We start from the raw sequence: 18,451 nt of genomic DNA, 5'->3' as shown, positions 1-18,451 counted from the left end.
TCACCACCATCCGAGAAAAGGACCAGACAATGACCGAAACACGTGCGGCAGTCATCGAATCCACTGGTGCGCCGTTCACCATCGACACAATCACGCTCGACGAACCGCGCGCAGACGAGGTGGTGGTCCGCATCGTTGCAGCGGGCCTGTGCCATACGGACCTCGTAGTGCAGGGCGGCGCGATTCCCTTCAAGTTCCCTGGAGTTCTCGGCCACGAGGGAGCGGGCGTCGTGGAGCGCGTGGGCAGTGGCGTCACCAAGGTGAAGCCGGGAGACAAGGTGCTGCTCAGCTTCACCAGTTGCGGGCGGTGCGTGAAGTGCCGGGCAGGGCATCCCGCGTACTGCCTCGAGTTCGTGCCGCGCAACCTCATCTGCGGTACGCGGCCCGACGGCAGCGCACCACTGCACCGCGGCGATGAGGAGATTGGTGGCAGCTTCTTTGGGCAGTCGTCGTTCGCCGAGCTTGCCTTGGTAACCGAGCGCAGCGTCGTCAAGGTTGCCGACGACCTGTCCGATGAGGATCTGTCGGTCATCGCGCCGCTGGGCTGCGGTGTGCAGACCGGCATCGGCGCGATCTGGAACATCTTGAAGCCAGAACCCGGGTCGACCATCGCCGTGTTCGGGAATGGCGCCGTTGGTTTGTCGGCGATCTACGCGGCGTCGCAAACTCCCGACGCCACGATCGTCGCGATCGATCTGGTCGCCGAGCGTCTGGACACCGCGCGGGAGTTCGGCGCCACCCATACGATCAACGCGTCGATACAGGATGTGGCAGACGAACTCGGCGCACTCACCGGAGGACTCGGACTCGACTACGCCGTCGAGACCACAGGGGTGCCCGCGGTGCTCAAGACAGCGGTTCTGGCGCTTGGAGTCGACGGCACCTGCGGTGTCATCGGAGCACCTTCCGTCGCTGGTGCAGAGGTCTCGCTCGGTGTCCAAGACATGCTGGTGGGCAAGAAGGTCATCGGTATCACCGAGGGCGACAGCGAACCCGAGACGCTCCTGCCGGTGCTGGTCGAACTGTATCGGAGCGGATCATTCCCGCTGCGGTCGATCGTGGCGCACTACAAGCTCGACGAGATCAACGCCGCGACCGACGATATGCACCACGGCAAGACCATCAAACCGGTTATTCGACTTTGATCGTGGAGGGTTCGGCGGGTCTGCGGCTCGATGCCGCAGGCCCGTCGTCGTTTCTCGTTAGGTACCCGCGCGTCGTCAGTGCTCGCGCAGTTTGTCGATGAGGTCGTCCTTCTTCAGGTCCGAGTAGTTGTGGAGCCCGAGTTCCTTTGCCCGCGAGCGTAGTTCGTCGACGGTCCAGTCTTCATATGATCCGGACTCGCCACCTTTCTCGCCGATCTTGGAACGGCCTTGCGCGGCAGCGGCATTGGCGATACGCGCGGACTTCTCCTTGGAGTTTCCCTCGTCGCGAAGCTTCTCGTAGAGCTCGTCATCTTTGATGGACGGGCCCGGATCGCGCTCTGGCATGGATGCCTCCTCGTCGGATTGAATCGGTCGGATTGTGGCGCTTTCAACGCTACGCGCCGAGCGGATACACGACGACGTGCTCCATCGCGACACGACAAGGTCGGCGAAAATCCGCCTCTAGCAGCAGGGGAGTGCCTACCCTCGGGTACGGGGGTCCTGCAATCTACGGCGACGAAGGGCAGAAGGCATGGGCGAGAAGAAGGCGATCAAGCGTCTGCAGAAGCAGATCGGCGAACTCCAACAGAGCCTCGACGATGTGCGGAAGCTGGCAGAGAAGCAACTCGGAAAAGCTGCGAGCGAAACCGACGCGCTGCGTCGAGAACTCTTGAAGCGCATAGGCGCGATCTCTGGTGAATCCGACGACAAGAAGGTCGAGTCGTCTGACGCGCCGCGTGCCGTCGTCGCACCGAAACCAACACCGAGCGCATCCGCGTCGAAGCCTAAGCCTGCCGCGAGTGCGAAGCCGGCCGAGTCGAAGACAGCCGTGCCAAAGACTGCGGCACCAAAGACTGCGGCGCCGAAGACAGCGGCACCCAAGACGTCGGCATCGAAATCTGCGGAACCCAAGGCGTCGACAGCGAAAAGTGCGGCACCCACGGCCAAGCCGTCTGGGACCACGCAGGCGGCGAAGTCGACGGGAGCCAAGTCGCCGACGGTCAAGGAGTTGCGCGAGCAGGCGAAGGCCAAGGGAATCAAGGGCTACTCGTCGATGACCAAGGCGGAATTGCTGAGCGCAATCGGCAGCGCGTGACGCCCGGCTCTGACCTGTTGCTACGCCTCGCGGCGGGGCTCGACGACGGTGAAGAAGCAGATCTCTCCCGAGACGGGGAAGCCCGGTAACTCGTCGATTTCGCGTCGAATGCGTTGCAGGACTTCATCTCGTGGGAGTTGCCACGGTGCGAAGGGCGTGGTCTCTGAGGCGGTCAGGTCGCCCGCTGGCGCGCCGTTGTCGAGGAGGTCTGACACCAACTGCAGGATCGTCGCGTTCAGCTTGTGGCGGCTGTAGTCGTGCTTGGTCAACGAGGCGGCGGCGCCGACGATGGGGGAGAAGCCGACCCAATCCGCTTGTGCGTACTCGACGAGGTAGTGAAGCTCGGAGGCGTAGGTGGAGTCGCTACCCGTTGTGTCAGTGGCATTGTGATCAGTCACTCGTGAACCAGCAGATCTCGCCAGATACGGGTCCGTGTGGGTAGTGGTCGAACTCGTCGGAGATCTTCTGCAGGACCGCCTGCTTGTGAGGCGGCCAGGGAGCGAACCCCCGCTCGGTGGCGTTCGTCAGGTCGCCTGCTTCGACTCCCGCGTCGAGCATGTCGGAGATGATTCTGAGGCTGAGTGACTTGATGGGTTCGGTGACCGTGAAGTCGCGGACGTACGACGCGGCCGTGGAGGTGATCGTCGAGAATCCGACCCAGTCGTCCCGGCACTCGTGTATCAAGGCCTCGACGTCCGCTGCGTACTGCGTCGAAAATTCTGCGTGTGGCGTGTTCGTCATGCGGTCGGTCACTTCTGCCCTCTCTCGGGCCTTCCGTAGCGTTGGGCGACGTCCCTCAGATGTCGCGAGGCGCTCGCCATGTCTGCGGCATATTCATCGAATTGCGCGTGTGCCGCGTCCAGAGACTGTGGGGCGATCGCAGTTGCCAACGCTTGTCGCGATCCGGCGAGCAGCGCGTACTCGTCCACCGTGATGAGTAGTAGCGCGTGGAGGTCGGGGGATGCGATCAAGACGTCAAAGGGAGCGTGATCCCAGAACCAGTCGCTCACCTGGGCGACCGGAATCTGAACTCCCTGGTTCTGACTCTGCTCGCCGATGTCTGCGGTGGTGATGCAGACGAGGTCGTCGGAAACCTTTGCCAGAAAGCGCAACTCGTCTGACGAGGAAAGCTCTGTGATCTCTTCTCGCGGAAGGACGTGAATCGCGTTCTCTCGCAACCAGGACCTGGAGATATGTTGTGTTCCCTCAAGGACGGTGTGGCGGATCGCGTTCGCACTCATGCGTGAAGTTGGAAGATCCGGTCCGAAGTCGCCCATGTCGGCTACATCCTTTCAGACCCACTCTTGCCAGCACCTAGAGGCGCCCGAACCCGCGGCGTCGCGCACTTGTCAGATCTAGGCCAAGGTTGTTCGTCTCAACATGAGATCGCCCTCGCGAAGCCAACCACCATTCATGCGGTTCATCGCATACTGGAGTGGGGAATCCGGGGGACACGCCGCACCGTCGTGCGGCCCAAAGGAGGCCAGGTATGAAAGCGCTTGTCTATCACGGTCCGGGAAGCAAGGCGTGGGAGGACGTTCCAGATCCCGTTCTGAAGGACCCGACCGATGCGATCGTGCGCGTCGAGACGACGACCATCTGCGGCACCGATCTACACATCCTGTCCGGCGACGTACCAGCGGTGACCGACGGGCGCGTACTCGGGCACGAGGGCGTCGGGGTCGTCACCGAAGTGGGGCCGGAATGTACCCGCGTCAAAGTCGGTGACCGCGTCATCATTTCGTGCGTCACCAAGTGTGGCTACTGCGAATACTGCAAGCAGGGGATGACGTCGCACTGCCAGACGGTCGGCGGAATCGGGTGGATCTTCGGGCATCTCATCGACGGCACGCAGGCGGAGTTCGTGCGGGTTCCGTTCGCCGACAACGGACTCATCCCGCTTCCCGCGGACGTCACGGCCGAGCAGGGCGTGATGCTCAGTGACATTCTCCCGACCGGTTTCGAGATCGGTGTGCTCTACGGGGCCGTGAAGGAAGGCGACGTGGTGGCCGTGATCGGTGCCGGGCCGGTGGGGCTCGCGTCGGTGATGACTGCTCGCTCGCGCGGAGCGTCGAAGGTTATCGCGGTGGACGGCAACAAGTTCCGTCTCGAGCGTTCACTGGACTTCGGTGCGACCGACACCATCGACATTCTTGCGGGAGGCAACACCGTCGAACAGATCAAGGAACTCAGTCGCGGTGGGCTCGGTGTCGACGTCGCGATCGAGGCGGTCGGTTTGGGCCCTGCGTTCCGTACCTCGCTCGACTGTCTACGTCCCGGCGGGCATCTCGCGAACGTCGGTGTGCACGGGAAGCCCGTCGAATTCCCGATCGACCGGGATTGGATCAACAACTTGACCCTGACGACCGGCCTGGTCAACGCAACGACAGCTCCCGAACTGCTCACAGAGATCGAACAGGGCAAGATCGCGCCCGAGAAGTTCGTGACCCATCACTTCACCTTCGACGAGTTCGATCGCGCCTACGACACCTTCTCCAACGCCGCCGACGAGCACGCACTGAAGGTGATCATCAGCAACGGGTGACAATGGTGAAGTGACGAGCGAAGGACTGTCCGAACGTTCGGGCGAGGTGACGACGACGCTGTCGGCAAGCCGGTGGCAGCAGTTCGCCGCCGTGGTGGATGGTCCGTTGCCGCAGATCGCCGAACGCTTCTCTAAGTTCCTGGCGTCGGCGCATCCGCACGACGCGCTGATCATCTACACCCGTGAGTGCACCGGCCGCCCGCGCAAGGTGGCCGGTGCCCCGGCGGTTGTCGAGCGAGTAACCATCGCCGAACTCGACGCGATCAAGGAGTCGGTTGAGCGAGGCGGCACTCTGCGCGGGCAGGTGGTCGTCGGCGGATCGCGGCGAAAGGTGCTCGTGGTCCGCGATCCCACCGACACGTTGTTGGTCCTGGTACCCAGGTCGGTGAAGTCGCGGACGGAGAATGTCGACGAATTGCTGACCGCTTGGTTCGCGCTGGTGGCGACGTCGATTCGACAGCAGGTGGCGCAAGCAAGCCCCGACTATCTGGCCGAGTCGCGCGCGGCGTCGACCGAACGGGCTCGGACGATCACCCAACTGACCGAGACACACGAGGACACGTTGTCGTCGATTCTCGGGACGCTGCGATCGCGCGACCTCGATGACGGGGTCGCACGCACGCTCGCGGCGGAGACGGCGTCAACCGCGTTGATTGCGTTGCGGTCGGTCGGTGATACCGATCGTGCGCTTGCGACCGAACAGATCGGCGTTGCCTTCCGACGGCTCCGCGCCGAACTCGAACCGGTGCTACGCGACCTCGACGCTGACGTCGAGTTTGTGGAGCCGGAGGTCGACGCGACGCTGTCGGGCGAGATTGCGCACGCCGCGAGAGCCATCGTGCGCGCGGTCGCCGTGGCCGTCGCCGCCCAACCGGCCGTCGAGCGGTTGCGGGTGGCGTGGGAGATCAGTGGTGACGATCTGCTCGTCGACGTGCGCGATCGAGGTCGGGGTGAACTCGACGGCGATGCGTTGTCGCGACAGCTCGCGGGACGGTTGCGCGCGGTGGACGGGACGCTGGACGTCGAGTCGCTTGCCGGGTGGGGTAGTCGCGTGTGCGCTCGAATTCCGTTGGAAGCGAATATCTCTCGTCCCGAGAAGGATCTGCTCGCGTCGTTGAATCCGCGTGAGCTCGAGGTGCTCGGGCATCTAGCGCTCGGTCGGCGCAACAAGGCCATCGCCGCGGAGCTCGGGGTGAGTGAGAGCACCATCAAGTTCCACGTGGCGGCGATTCTGCAGAAGCTGCAGGTGTCCAACCGCGGCGAGGCCGGGCTGCTCGCCGCGGGCGCGGGGATCACGGCGGGGTGATCTCGACAAGCTCGATCAGCGGGTGGGGCGCTCGATCAGCGGGTGGGGTGATCTCGACAGGCTCGATCAGCGGTTGGGGCTCGATCGGCGGTGGGGGCGTTCGATCGGCAGTGGGGGTCGACCAGCGGTTGGGGGGCTCGATCAGCGGGTGGGGGTCGATCGGCGGTGGGCTGCTCACACCCCGGTGATGCCGTAGGTGTGGATCTTGCGGTAGATCGAGCTGCGCGACATGCCCAGCACTTGCGCGGCGCGGGCTCGGTTGCCGCCGCACTCTCCGAGCACACGGACGATGGCGTCGCGCTCGGCGATCTCCAGGGTGGTGAGCACCCGGTGGGCGGTGGTTCGGCAGAAGCCGGGGAGGTCCTCGGGTTGTATTTCTCCGACAGGACGACGATGAAGCGCGGACTCGAGCGCTGTGTGTAGTTGTGCCAGGTTCTGCGGCCACGAGTAGGCCGAGATGACGCGCATGGCCTGCGGGCTGATCCGGGTATTACGTTGCGGTGCAATCGACTTCAAGATGCGTTCGACCAGGAGTTGCAGGTCTGGCCCACGAAGCCGCAGGGGAGGCAATGTGACCGAATGGTCGAATCGTGCGACCAGCCCGCCGTAGGTCGTGGCCGTCGTCGAAGGGCGCGACGACGAGGTCGCGGCGAGAATATATCCGGTGGCCACTGCGTCGTCGATGACGGATCGCAACTCCTGTGGAACCTGTGCGGGAAGGCTGTCGATGTGTCGCAGGACCAGGAGGCCGCGACCATCAGCAGGAGTTGGCGGGGACGTGGTCTGCGTGGTCTGTCGGGGGTCCGCTGCGTCGATGACAACGATTGGGGCCGCGGGGCTCTCGATGCGGAATGCGTCGGTGAGAATCGAGAGGCGCCCGCTTCCCGGCTCGCCCAGGACGATCACGCTGGTGTTTCGCGTGAGCGAGTGTGCGACCTCGTTGTACGCCGAGATCCAGCTGGGACTGCGCATGCCGCCCGCGGAGATCGTCGGCAATGATGCAATCCGGGAGTCGGTCTCGTCGGCCCCGCGATGGCCGAACCGATCCTCGTCGAGTACAGCCACCACGCCAACGACATCACCCCGGCTTGTGATGTGTTTGGTCCGCATTCGAATCTGCCGCCCGCTGTCGAGCGTGACTGTGTGCAGGGCGTTGTCGTGTTTGGACATGAGGTACTCGGCGTACTGGCCGATGATCGCCTGCTCGTCGGGGTTCAGCAGCGACCGTGCGGCCTCGTTCGCCATCACGGTCTCACCCAAGGCGATCACAGCGCGACCCGGTCGCGCGGAGGCACGAAGATACGTTTCGAATACCGCGCGCGTGTCCTGGCTCCGGTCGAGGAGGAGGTTGCGACTGATGTCGGTTGCTGCCGAGCGCACCAGAGCATCAACAAGGCTGTTCCAACTCTCTGCCAACATGCTTGCGTCGAGAACCCCGGCAACCCGCCCGGTCAGCGGATCGAGAATGGGCGCACCTGTGCACGCGAACTGAACGAGCGACTGGTTGAAGTGTTCGGAACCGACGACGCTCACCGGCGCACCCACTTCGAACACCGTTCCCACCCCGTTGGTCCCGATGGTGCTCTCCTCGAACGAGTACCCCCGGTCGAAGTCCACGCGGTCGAGGACTCGCCCGACCGCCGTCGAACAATCGCGGCGGTCGACGATCCTGGCCTGGGCATCGGTGAGAGCGATGGTGACGGGAACGTCGGACATGTCGCCGGTGAGTCGCTCGAGTACCGGTCGGGCGCAGCGTGCGAGACGCGAGTCGAAGTCGATGTCGTCGTGGAAGGCGACCGTGTACTTGTCGGCATCGAGTCCAGCGGAAGCGCTCCTCGACCAGGACGCCGCCACGACGTCGCCGACGCCAGCGGCTCCCTGCGGTCCGTACTCCAGAAAATCGGCGCGAGCAGCAGCGATACGGAGTTGCTCGTCCCGCCTGTCACGCACGTCGACGACTCCTTCCTGCCCTGAGGTGCACCAGTGTGACGCACGGCACAGCCGATTATTCATTGGTCGACGCCCCTGCGGCCACCACCGATCGGACAGGATTGCTGTCCCAATTTGGGACACCTCAGATTTGTGAGACAGCACAAACATTCTCCACTACGTGACCACAATCACATCAATGGAGGAGCACGATGTCAGACAAGACGCTCGACGCTGTGGTGATCGGAGCCGGCGTGGCCGGTCTCTACCAACTGCATCAGCTGCGCGAACAGGGCCTCGACGTTCGGGCCTTCGACACCGCGTCCGGTGTCGGCGGGACGTGGTACTGGAATCGCTACCCCGGCGCGAAGTTCGATTCGGAGGCCTACATCTACCAGTACCTATTCGACGAGGACCTCTACAAAGGCTGGAGCTGGAGTAGCCGATTCCCCGGCCAGAGCGAGATCGAGGAGTGGCTTAACTATGTCGCGGATACGCTCGACCTTCGGCGCGACATCTCGTTCGACACCACGATCACGAGCGCCGTATTCGACGACGACACCAACCGCTGGACCGTGACCACCGACAGTGGCGAGACCATCGACACCCAATACCTCGTCACATGCTGCGGAATGCTCTCGGCGCCGATGGCCGACCTCTTCCCGGGACAGAGCGACTTCGCCGGCGAGATCTTCCACACCGCGCGTTGGCCGCGTGACGGCGTCGACCTGTCGGGCAAGCGGGTCGGCGTCATCGGCAACGGAGCGACGGGCATCCAGGTCATCCAGACGATCGCCGATCAGGTCGACCAACTGAAGGTGTTCATCAGAACGCCGCAGTACGCGCTGCCGATGAAGAACCCCAGCTACGGTCCCGACGATGTCGCTGCGTACAAGTCGCGCTTCGACGAGCTGAGGGAGAACCTGCCGAACACGTTCACGGGTTTCGAGTACGACTTCACCGTCGCCTGGGCCGATCTCACGCCCGAGCAGCGTCGAGCACGTCTGGAAGCCGACTACGAGAACGGGTCGTTGAAACTCTGGTTGGCGTCCTTCGCCGAGATCTTCTCCGACGAGGAGGTCAGTGAGGAGGTCTCGGAGTTCGTGCGCGAGAAGATGCGCGCTCGACTGCAGGACCCGGAGCTGTGCGAGCTGCTGATCCCCTCCGACTACGGTTTCGGTACCCACCGCGTTCCGTTGGAGTCCGGCTATCTCGAGGTGTATCACCGCGACAACGTTCAGGCGGTGCCCGTCAAGAACAATCCGATCGCGAGGATTGTCCCCGAGGGAATCGTGCTCGAGGATGGATCACTCCACGAACTCGACGTGATCGTCATGGCGACCGGTTTCGATGCAGGCACAGGCGCACTGACGCGGATCGACATTCGTGGACGTGACGGACGTTCCCTCCGTGAGGACTGGGGCCGTGACATCCGCACCACCATGGGCCTGATGGTGCACGGCTATCCGAATCTGCTGACCACCGGCGCGCCGCTGGCGCCATCGGCCGCGTTGTGCAACATGACGACCTGTCTGCAGCAGCAGACCGAATGGATCAGTGATGCGATCCGGCACATGCGTGCCAACGGCAAGTCGGTCATCGAGCCCACTGAAGAGGGGCAGGACGCGTGGGTGGCCCACCACGACGAACTGGCAGACGCCAACCTCATCTCCAAGACGAACTCCTGGTACGTCGGCTCGAACGTCCCGGGCAAGCCGCGCCGCGTTCTCTCGTACGTCGGCGGGGTCGGGGCATACCGTGCCGCGACATTGGAGGCCGCAGCAGCAGGCTACAAGGGGTTCTCCCTGTCATGACGAAAAGTGTTGTTAAACAGAGAGATTCATCGAAAGGACAGATGAGATGACAAGTTCAGTCACTGGAGTTGACCGTGGTGTACTCAAGCGGTCGGACGACGCCATTCTGAAATCAGCAGTCGACGCAGACATGCCCGTGGCGGGCGTGGTGGCGATGGTGACGGATCGGAACGGCAACATCTACGAGGGTGCCGCAGGCAAGCGTCGAATCGACGGCGACGCCGCGATCACCACCAACGACGTCTTCGCCCTCTTCTCGACCACGAAGGCGATCACCGCGACCGCGGCATTGCAGCTCGTCGAAGAGGGCGCACTCGACCTCGACGCTCCCGCATCCGAGTACGCGCCCGAGATCGGCGAATTGCAGGTGATCGAGGGCTTCGGCGACGACGGTGCGCCACAGCTGCGCGCGCCGAGGTCGATTCCGACGACGCGCCAACTTCTCACGCACACAGGAGGTTTCGGGTACGACTTCTTCGACGAGGTCTACTCCCGACTGGCCGACGAACAAGGTCAGCCCAGCGTCATCACCGCGACGAAAGCCGCACTCACGACGCCTCTGCTCTTCGATCCGGGCGAGCGGTGGCAATACGGCACCAACCTCGACTGGGTCGGGCAGGTCGTCGAGCGCCTTCGCGGTAAGCGACTGGGCGAGGTATTCGAGGAACGGATCTTCCAGCCCCTGGGTATCCAGAACATGAGTTTCGTTCTGCGAGAGGACTTCCGCTCGCGGCTCGCGGAGATGCATGCGCGCAACGCCGACGGCACGTTGACACCGATGGACTTCGAGTTGCCGACGCCACCGGAGGTCGATTTCGGTGGGCACGGGCTGTATGGCACCGTCGGTGACTACATGAGGTTCATCCGGATGTGGCTCAACGACGGAGCCGGTGAACACGGCCGTGTGCTCAAGCAGGAGACCGTCGAGATGGCGGTTCAGAACCACCTCGGCGATCTACCGGTGACCATGCTGCCCGGCGTGATCCCGTCATTGTCCAACGACGCGGAATTCTTTCCGGGCCAATCGAAGTCGTGGTCGTTGCCGTTCATGATCAACAACGAAGAGGCACCCACAGGTCGACCTGCTGGGGCGCTGGGCTGGGCAGGCCTTGCGAACCTCTTCTACTGGATCGATCGAGAGAACGGCTACGGCGGCTTCTGGGCGACGCAGATACTGCCGTTCGGTGATCCGACGTCGTTCACGAAGTACATGGACTTCGAGACCGCGCTGTACCGGTCGCTGGACCACTAGGGCCGTCGAACGGCATTCCTGTACTTTCGACCAGGTAGAACCATCCATTCGGACGGATGCATGTCTCGTGCCATGCCACAAGACTGTGTTGAGTACAAGGTTCTCACCATCGAGAGGTTGAAAGCGGAATGTCGCAGACGGTCAAGGGAGTCATCTCGCGTAGCAAGGGCGCGCCAACGGAACTCGTCGACGTGGTGGTGCCCGACCCCGGGCCCAACGACGTCGTCGTGGATATCCAGGCGTGCGGTGTCTGCCATACAGATCTCGCCTACAAAGAGGGCGGCATCAACGACGAGTATCCGTTCCTCCTCGGGCACGAGGCTGCGGGCGTCGTCGAGGCGATCGGTTCGGATGTCACTCACGTCGAGGTCGGCGATTTCGTCGTCCTGAACTGGCGTGCGGTGTGTGGTGAGTGTCGGGCGTGCAAGCGCGGGAAGCCCTGGTACTGCTTCGACACCCACAACGCGTCGAAGTCGATGACGCTCACCGACGGGACCGAACTGACGGCTGCGCTGGGTATCGGCGCGTTCATTGAGAAGACCCTCGTTCACGAGGGGCAGTGCACCAAGGTCAATCCCGAGACCGATCCCGCGGTGGCCGGCCTGCTCGGCTGCGGCGTGATGGCCGGCCTCGGCGCTGCGATGAACACCGGCAACGTCGGACGCGGAGACTCCGTCGCCGTCATCGGTTGCGGTGGCGTCGGTGACGCCGCGATCGCCGGTGCGCGCCTGGCCGGTGCCACCAAGATCATCGCGATCGACCGCGATCCGGCAAAACTGCAGTGGGCAACCGAACTCGGCGCAACCCACACCATCAACGGCGCAGAAGTCGACGACGTCGTGACAGCCGTCCAGGACCTCACCGACGGCAACGGGGTTGACGTCGTCGTCGACGCCGTCGGGCGACCGGAAACGTGGAAGGAAGCCTTCTACGCCCGCGACCTCGCCGGAACCGTTGTGCTCGTTGGTGTTCCGACACCCGAGATGAAGCTCGAGATGCCGCTCGTCGACTTCTTCTCGCGCGGCGGATCGCTCAAGTCGTCGTGGTACGGCGATTGCCTGCCCGAGCGCGACTTCCCGATGCTCATCGACCTCTATGAGCAGGGTCGACTCCCGCTCGACAAGTTCGTCACCGAGCGCGTCGGACTCGGCGATGTCGAGGCAGCGTTCGAGGCGATGAAGGGCGGCAAGGTGCTTCGCTCGGTGGTAGAGCTGAAGTCATGAGCAACGCGAGCATCGACAACGTCGTCACGTCCGGCACCTTCTCGCTCGACGGCGGAACGTGGGACGTCGACAACAACGTCTGGATCGTCGGCGACGACAGTGAGGTCGTCATCATCGACGCCGCGCACAGCGCAAAGCCGATCCTCGACGCTGTCGGCGACCGGACGGTGAAGGCGATCGTGCTGACACACGGCCACAACGACCACATCACCGTGGCCCCGGAGTTGTCGAACGAGACCGGCGCGCCCATCCTGCTGCACCCCGGCGACACCATGCTGTGGAAAGAAACGCACCCCGACGTGACGCCCGGCAACCTCGACGACGGGCAGGAAATCGACGTCGCGGGAACGTCGTTGAAGGTCATCAACACGCCGGGGCATTCGCCGGGCTCGTCGGTGATCTACGCGCCAGAGCTCGGTGTGTTGTTCAGTGGCGACACGTTGTTCCAGGGCGGACCGGGAGCGACGGGACGGTCGTTCTCGAGCTTCCCGAAGATCATCGAGTCCATCAAGGAAAAGATCTTCGTGCTCGACCCGGAGACCAAGGTCTACACCGGGCACGGAGACGGCACGACGGTCGGCGCCGAGGCGCCGCATCTCGAAGAATGGATCAAGCGGGGTAGCTGAGTGTGCCCAGTGCCGTGTTTCCGAGTCTCCATGTGAGCTCGGAAACACGGCCTGGTGCCCCGAAAACCTACCCACCTGCGAAGATCCCGATGGGCGGGCGCGTAACCTCTCCGCGGTGAGTGAAGCCACTGTCCCTTCAACGGGTTCTGCTCCCGTCGATCCCGCTCGACCCGCAGTTCCGCGTAGCCGCATCGTCATCGCATCGATGGTCGGCACCAGTATCGAATTCTTCGACTTCTACATCTATGCGACGGCAGCCGTCCTCGTGTTTCCGACGCTGTTCTTCCCGAAGGGCAACGACACCGCCGCGCTACTCTCGTCGTTCGCGACGTTCGGCCTCGCATTTGTCGCGCGGCCGATCGGATCGGTGTTGTTCGGACACTTCGGAGATCGCGTGGGGCGCAAGGCGACCCTGGTCGGTTCGCTACTCACGATGGGTATCGCCACCTTCGCGATCGGGTTGCTGCCGACCTTCTCCCAGATCGGTTATGCCGCACCGGCTCTGCTCGCGCTGCTGCGGTTCTGCCAGGGTCTCGGACTCGGCGGCGAATGGTCGGGGGCCGCGCTGTTGGCCACCGAGACCGCAGAGAAGGGCAAACGCGCCTGGGCGGCGATGTGGCCGCAGCTCGGTGCGCCGATCGGCTTCTTCTTCGCCAACGGCATCTTCCTGCTGCTGATGCTCGGAATGGACTTCGACGCCAAGAGCGCTGCGACCAACCACGCATTCCTGACCTGGGGTTGGCGAATTCCGTTCCTGGCAAGCGCAATCATGGTGGTCATCGGGCTCTACGTGCGGTTGAAGCTCACCGAGACGCCCGTGTTCGCCAAGGCTGTCGAAGAGGGTAAGAAGGTGCGCGCACCTTTGGCCGAGGTCGTCAAGACCAGTTGGCGCCCGCTGATCGCCGGCACGTTCATCATGCTGGCCACGTACACGCTCTTCTACATCGTGACCACATGGACGACGTCGTACGGAACCGGCAAGGTGACCGACGCGTCGGGCGTCAAGCTCTCCATCAGTTACGTCGACTTCCTTGGGCTGCAGCTTATTTCGGTGCTGTTCTTCGCAGCGTGCGTCCCGCTCTCGGGATGGCTCGCCGACCGGTATGGCCGACGTGTGGTGCTTCTGGTCATCACCGGTGCGATCGTCATCTTCGGTCTGTGCTTCGGGTGGCTGCTCAACCCGTCGTCGGTGACCGACGGCGTGATGCTGGGCTTCCTCATCCTGGGTATGGCGCTGATGGGACTGACCTTCGGGCCGATGAGCGCGATCCTGCCGGAGTTGTTCCCGACGAACGTGCGCTACACGGGATCTGGGATCGCCTACAACGTCGCGTCGATCCTCGGCGCTGCCGTTGCGCCGTTCATCGCGACGTGGTTGGTTGCCGACTTCGGTGTGGCGTGGGTTGGGGTTTACCTCGCGGTGGCAGGAGTGCTGACGCTGCTGGCGTTGTGGTCGGTCCAGGAGACGCGGTCGGTGGACTTGTCGGAAGTCTGAGTGCAAGGCGTCTGAGCGTCGAAAGTCTGGGCGTCGAAAGTCTGGGCGTCGAACTTCAAGCGCGATTCCCTCGGAATCGGGTTTCTGGGGTTGCGATGCGGGAACCAGACCCTCATAGTTAGGCAATGCTTACCTCACTTGAGAAGGTCGCGCCATGGGCGATCGGCCTATTTCGTATCGTCATCGGCTTCCTGTTCTTCTGTCACGGCGCGTCGACGCTGTTCGGATGGCCGGTCGCGCCGTACGGCGGCGAGACCGCGGCGTTCGGAGCGTGGCCGTCGTGGTGGGCGGCTGCGATAGAGCTGGTCGGCGGCATGCTGGTCATGCTCGGACTCGGCACGCGCGTCGCTGCGTTCATCGGTTCCGGTGCGATGGCCGTCGCCTATTTCTGGAAGCACCAGGGCGACGGTCTGCTGCCCATCGCGAACGAGGGCGACTCGGCCGCGCTGTACTGCTGGGCATTGTTCCTGTTGGTCTTCATCGGCTCGGGACGTCCGGCACTGGAGAACGTACTTGTGCGTAAGCGCGCGGAACAGTCCGACGCCGCAGCATCACAAGACTCGGCAGTGCGCACCGCTGCCTGATCAACGCGGGTAACGTCAGCGGAGTGAGGGAACCGCTGAGCCCGGGCGAACGGCAGTGAGCCCGACGCGGGCCGCCGGATCGGAGCGCGCGTCCTCGACGTCGCTGCAACGCTTGCTGCCACCCGCGTTCCGTGGTTACCAGCGCGGGTGGTTGCGGGCGGACGTCCTTGCGGGCATCACGCTCGCGGCCGTCGCCATTCCGGAATCGATGGGCTACAGCACAATTGCCCACGTTCCGGTGGTTGCGGGAATCTATACCATCATCCTTCCGACAATCGTGTTCGCTGTTCTGGGTGCGTCACGGCTCATGGTGACCGGTGCCGACTCGGCGACCGCGGCGATCATCGGATCGGGCATCGCGGGCATCGGAGTCGCAGGCCTGCAACCGAACTCGGCGGAGTGGTTGGGTTTCGCGTCATTGATCGCAATCGTGACGGGACTGATGCTGGCAGTGGCCAGGATCGCGCGACTTGGGTTTCTCGGCGACTTCCTCTCCACCGCTGTGCTCGTCGGCTTCCTCGCAGGCACCGGGATCAGTGTGCTGACCGGGCAGATTCCCGGCATGCTCGGGATCTCCGGTAGCGATGGTCGGATATGGGAGCGTTGGGAACACCTTGCGCGCGAACTCGGCTCCATTCGATGGACCGCGGTGGCGTTCGCCGTTGCGACGCTGGCGTTGCTGATCGTAGGCAAGCGGTGGGTGCCCCGCCTTCCGATGCCGGTCATCGTTGTGGTGGCGTCGATCGTGCTGGTATACGCCTTCAACTGGTCCGATGATGTGCCGGTGATCGGCGAGTTGCACGGCGGTTTTCCCGAATTCGGACTTCCCGACTACGTCACGTGGCGCGACATACCGAAGGCCGCGACGGTTGCGATCGGCTGCGCGGTGGTCATTCTCGCCCAAAGTGCGGCCACAGCACGAAGTTTCGCGCAGCGTCACGGAGAGAACGCCGACGTCAATCGCGACATCGTCGGACTGTCTGCGGCCAACATCGTGGCAGGGTTCTCGTCGACATTCGTGGTCAACGGCAGCCCCACCAAAACCGAACTGCTCGAATCCGAACATGGTCGGACCCAGGTCGCCAACATCACGATGGCGCTTATCGCGCTGATCGTCGTGGTCTTTTTCGACGGTGCGCTCGCCTACATGCCACACGCCGTGCTGTCCGCGATTGTCGCGGTGGTGGCGGTGCGGCTGATCGACATCGACCAGTTCCGTCGGATGTGGCGGGTGTCGAAGTACGACTTCACCATTGCCCTCCTGACCGCAGTGGTGGTGCTGGTTCTCGGCGTGCAGAACGGCGTGGTCGTTGCGATGGGTGTGTCGCTTCTGGCGATAGTGCGCAGACAGTATCGTCCCGAGCGGTTCGTGGTCGGGGTATCCGACCACGGGCGTCGTCGACGATACGAGTCGGCCAAGCCGGGCGCCGAGTCGATGCCAGGACTCATCGTGTTCCGCTACGACGCGGATCTGTTCTACGCCAACGCCAGTCGCTTCTCCGATGAGGTGGCCGCGCTGGTTCGGGCGGCACCCCACCCGGTGCGTTGGCTGATACTCGACTGCACAGTGATCGGCGACGTCGATTACACGGCCTCGGTCATGCTGAAGGATCTGATCACCTTCGTGCACAAGCGGAATGCTCATTTTGTCCTCGCTGGCGTGGATCCCGAACTCGGGGACACACTTTCCGACGAGGGAGTGCTCTCGGAGCTGAACTCCGACCACGTGTACCCGACGGTCGGCGCCGCGGTACGTGCGTACGAGGCGGCGTATCCCGACGCGGTAGAAGCGGCACGGTCGGAGGGCTCGTCGGATGTATCGCCGGATGCATGGAAGCAGGAGTCGTGAAACTCGGGCAGGTCGTGGAAGCGTCGGCGCAGATGGCTGCGACTCGGTCACGCAAGCTCAAAACAGCCGAGTTGGTTGTGCTCCTTGGTGCCGCGTCGAAGGATGAACTACCCATCGTGGTCACATGGCTCTCCGGCGAGGTGCCGCAGGGCAAGCTGGGGGTCGGCTGGCGGTCGCTGGTGAACCTCGATGTGGACGGGGCCGAGGAGTCGCAGCTCGAGGTGATCGATGTCGACGACGCGTTCGAGCAGCTCGCCGCGGCCAGGGGAGCGGGGTCGACAGCAGTCAGAAACAGCGTGTTGACAGGGCTTTTCGCGAACTCGACGCCGCCCGAACAGGACTTCTTGAGGCGGTTGCTGACCGGTGAATTGCGGCAGGGATCGTTGGCGGGGCTGATGGTCGACGCGGTGGCGCAAGCGACGGGTCAACCCGTCGATTCGGTGCGACGCGCGCACATGCTGACCGGATCACTATCGGAGACAGCGGTATTGGCCGCACATGGCGGCGATGAGGCGTTGCGTGGAGTGCGGTTACAGGTCGGACGCGCGATCGCACCGATGCTTGCGACTCCCGCCGACGACCTGCCGAGCGCGCTTGCCGACCTCGGCCCCGACGTCGTCGTCGACTTCAAACTCGACGGAGCACGAATTCAGGTGCACCGTAACGGCGGTGACGTGCGGGTGTTCACCCGCACGTTGCGGGACGTGACCGATAGGGTGCCCGACCTTGTCGAGGTTGTGCTCGGGTTGCCCTGTGAGACGGTCATTCTCGACGGTGAAACGCTGATGCTCAGCGACGACGGCCGTCCGCGGCCGTTCCAGGAGACCATGAGCAGGTTCGGATCTGCCGCGGACGAGGCGAACCCTCGACTGCTGCAACCGTTCTTCTTCGACTGCCTGCATCTCGACGGCCGCGATCTGATCGACCTGCCGCTGTCGGAACGACTCGAAGCGCTGGACTCGGTGGCGCCGGGTCTCCGCATTCCGTCTGTGGTCGACCCCGATGTCGAAGCGGCACAAGCACAATTCGCCGAGGCCATCGCGGAAGGCCACGAAGGGGTCATGGTCAAGTCGCGCAGCGGTGTGTACGCGGCTGGCCGTCGTGGCCGGACGTGGCAGAAGGTCAAACCGGTGCACACTCTTGATCTAGTAGTACTCGCCGCCGAGTGGGGATCGGGGCGTCGACGCGGCTGGCTATCGAATCTGCACCTGGGCGCACGCGACCCCGACGGCGGGCCGCCGGTGATGGTCGGCAAGACGTTCAAGGGCCTGACCGATGAGCTATTGCGTTGGCAGACAGAGGAGTTCCCCAAGTACGAGGAGTCGCGTACGGAGTGGGCGGTGTTCCTGCGGCCGGAGATAGTCGTGGAGATCGAACTCGACGGTGTGCAGCGCAGTACCCGGTATCCGGGCGGGGTTGCCCTGCGGTTCGCCCGGGTGCTGCGGTATCGGCCCGACAGGACCGCCCCCGACGCCGACACCATCGACGCCGTCCGCGGGCTGCTGCCGTAGGGGGTGCTGGTCGAGCCACCCCTCGCTGGTCGAGCCGCACCTCGCCGGTCGAGGTAACCCCGCTGGTCGAGCCAAC

At 63.8% G+C, this 18,451-nt stretch carries 17 protein-coding genes; 12 read left to right on the top strand and 5 right to left on the bottom strand.

Going from position 1 to position 18,451, the window contains the following annotated elements; all coding sequences use genetic code 11:
• The first annotated feature begins 29 nt into the window (after window positions 1-29).
• Window positions 30-1,145 (top strand): NAD(P)-dependent alcohol dehydrogenase, encoded by a 1,116-nt coding sequence (locus ACRVY7_RS17035; protein WP_431817904.1) that lies wholly within the window; start codon window positions 30-32, stop codon window positions 1,143-1,145.
• Window positions 1,146-1,220: 75 nt separating this feature from the next.
• On the opposite strand, the gene ACRVY7_RS17030 is transcribed toward ACRVY7_RS17035, so the two are convergent.
• Complete coding sequence (locus ACRVY7_RS17030) at window positions 1,221-1,490, bottom strand: DUF7218 family protein (protein WP_049699098.1); 270 nt, start codon at window positions 1,488-1,490, stop codon at window positions 1,221-1,223.
• A 187-nt stretch (window positions 1,491-1,677) separates the two neighbouring features.
• On the opposite strand from ACRVY7_RS17030, the gene ACRVY7_RS17025 reads away from it, so the two are divergent.
• Window positions 1,678-2,241, top strand: coding sequence for a Rho termination factor N-terminal domain-containing protein (locus ACRVY7_RS17025; RefSeq protein WP_431817903.1), 564 nt, complete (start codon window positions 1,678-1,680; stop codon window positions 2,239-2,241).
• A gap of 20 nt (window positions 2,242-2,261) precedes the next feature.
• Here ACRVY7_RS17025 and ACRVY7_RS17020 read toward each other — a convergent pair whose 3' ends face one another.
• Genes ACRVY7_RS17020 through ACRVY7_RS17010 form a run of 3 tightly spaced genes read right to left on the bottom strand, consistent with a single transcriptional unit; the run spans window position 2,262 to window position 3,482 of the window.
• Window positions 2,262-2,639, bottom strand: a complete 378-nt coding sequence (locus tag ACRVY7_RS17020) for a hypothetical protein (RefSeq protein WP_431817902.1) — start codon at window positions 2,637-2,639, stop codon at window positions 2,262-2,264.
• Entirely contained in the window at window positions 2,632-2,982 is a 351-nt protein-coding gene (locus ACRVY7_RS17015; protein WP_431817901.1) for a hypothetical protein, read from the bottom strand. The genes ACRVY7_RS17020 and ACRVY7_RS17015 overlap by 8 nt, the downstream gene beginning before the upstream one ends.
• 8 nt (window positions 2,983-2,990) lie before the next feature.
• Window positions 2,991-3,482 carry a hypothetical protein gene (locus tag ACRVY7_RS17010; RefSeq protein WP_431817900.1) on the bottom strand — a complete coding sequence of 164 codons (492 nt, stop codon included), beginning with the start codon at window positions 3,480-3,482 and terminating at the stop codon, window positions 2,991-2,993.
• Window positions 3,483-3,730: 248 nt separating this feature from the next.
• Here ACRVY7_RS17010 and ACRVY7_RS17005 point away from each other — a divergent pair, with 248 nt between their 5' ends.
• Both ACRVY7_RS17005 and ACRVY7_RS17000 read left to right on the top strand, forming a co-directional pair.
• Window positions 3,731-4,786 (top strand): alcohol dehydrogenase catalytic domain-containing protein, encoded by a 1,056-nt coding sequence (locus ACRVY7_RS17005; protein ID WP_049699093.1) that lies wholly within the window; start codon window positions 3,731-3,733, stop codon window positions 4,784-4,786.
• Between the two features lie 10 nt (window positions 4,787-4,796).
• Window positions 4,797-6,092, top strand: coding sequence for a helix-turn-helix transcriptional regulator (locus ACRVY7_RS17000; RefSeq protein WP_431817899.1), 1,296 nt, complete (start codon window positions 4,797-4,799; stop codon window positions 6,090-6,092).
• 174 nt (window positions 6,093-6,266) lie between these two features.
• Here ACRVY7_RS17000 and ACRVY7_RS16995 read toward each other — a convergent pair whose 3' ends face one another.
• A complete protein-coding gene (locus tag ACRVY7_RS16995; protein WP_431817898.1) occupies window positions 6,267-8,042 on the bottom strand; it encodes a sigma-54-dependent Fis family transcriptional regulator in 1,776 nt (591 codons plus the stop codon).
• A gap of 191 nt (window positions 8,043-8,233) precedes the next feature.
• On the opposite strand from ACRVY7_RS16995, the gene ACRVY7_RS16990 reads away from it, so the two are divergent.
• From ACRVY7_RS16990 to ACRVY7_RS16955, 8 genes are all read left to right on the top strand, one after another.
• Window positions 8,234-9,835: a flavin-containing monooxygenase gene (locus ACRVY7_RS16990; protein WP_431817897.1), complete on the top strand. Its 1,602-nt coding sequence runs from the start codon at window positions 8,234-8,236 to the stop codon at window positions 9,833-9,835.
• Window positions 9,836-9,881: 46 nt separating this feature from the next.
• Window positions 9,882-11,087 (top strand): methyl acetate hydrolase AcmB, encoded by a 1,206-nt coding sequence (gene acmB, locus ACRVY7_RS16985; protein WP_431817896.1) that lies wholly within the window; start codon window positions 9,882-9,884, stop codon window positions 11,085-11,087.
• A 128-nt stretch (window positions 11,088-11,215) separates the two neighbouring features.
• Window positions 11,216-12,310 (top strand): S-(hydroxymethyl)mycothiol dehydrogenase, encoded by a 1,095-nt coding sequence (locus ACRVY7_RS16980; protein WP_267625661.1) that lies wholly within the window; start codon window positions 11,216-11,218, stop codon window positions 12,308-12,310.
• Window positions 12,307-12,936 (top strand): MBL fold metallo-hydrolase, encoded by a 630-nt coding sequence (locus ACRVY7_RS16975; protein WP_431817895.1) that lies wholly within the window; start codon window positions 12,307-12,309, stop codon window positions 12,934-12,936. Before ACRVY7_RS16980 ends, ACRVY7_RS16975 begins: the two co-directional genes overlap by 4 nt.
• Window positions 12,937-13,141: 205 nt before the next feature.
• Entirely contained in the window at window positions 13,142-14,431 is a 1,290-nt protein-coding gene (locus tag ACRVY7_RS16970) for an MFS transporter (RefSeq protein ID WP_331710811.1), read from the top strand.
• A 125-nt stretch (window positions 14,432-14,556) separates the two neighbouring features.
• Window positions 14,557-15,015 carry a DoxX family protein gene (locus ACRVY7_RS16965; protein WP_431817894.1) on the top strand — a complete coding sequence of 153 codons (459 nt, stop codon included), beginning with the start codon at window positions 14,557-14,559 and terminating at the stop codon, window positions 15,013-15,015.
• Between the two features lie 55 nt (window positions 15,016-15,070).
• Window positions 15,071-16,864 carry a SulP family inorganic anion transporter gene (locus ACRVY7_RS16960; RefSeq protein ID WP_431817893.1) on the top strand — a complete coding sequence of 598 codons (1,794 nt, stop codon included), beginning with the start codon at window positions 15,071-15,073 and terminating at the stop codon, window positions 16,862-16,864.
• Entirely contained in the window at window positions 16,861-18,375 is a 1,515-nt protein-coding gene (locus tag ACRVY7_RS16955; protein WP_431818238.1) for an ATP-dependent DNA ligase, read from the top strand. Before ACRVY7_RS16960 ends, ACRVY7_RS16955 begins: the two co-directional genes overlap by 4 nt.
• Window positions 18,376-18,451 lie beyond the last annotated feature (76 nt).

The organism is Gordonia jacobaea, assembly GCF_965344965.1.
GTDB classification, from domain to species: domain Bacteria; phylum Actinomycetota; class Actinomycetes; order Mycobacteriales; family Mycobacteriaceae; genus Gordonia; species Gordonia jacobaea.
The sequence above is the reverse complement of the archived record's forward strand: the minus strand, read 5'-3'. Positions and strand labels throughout refer to the sequence as shown.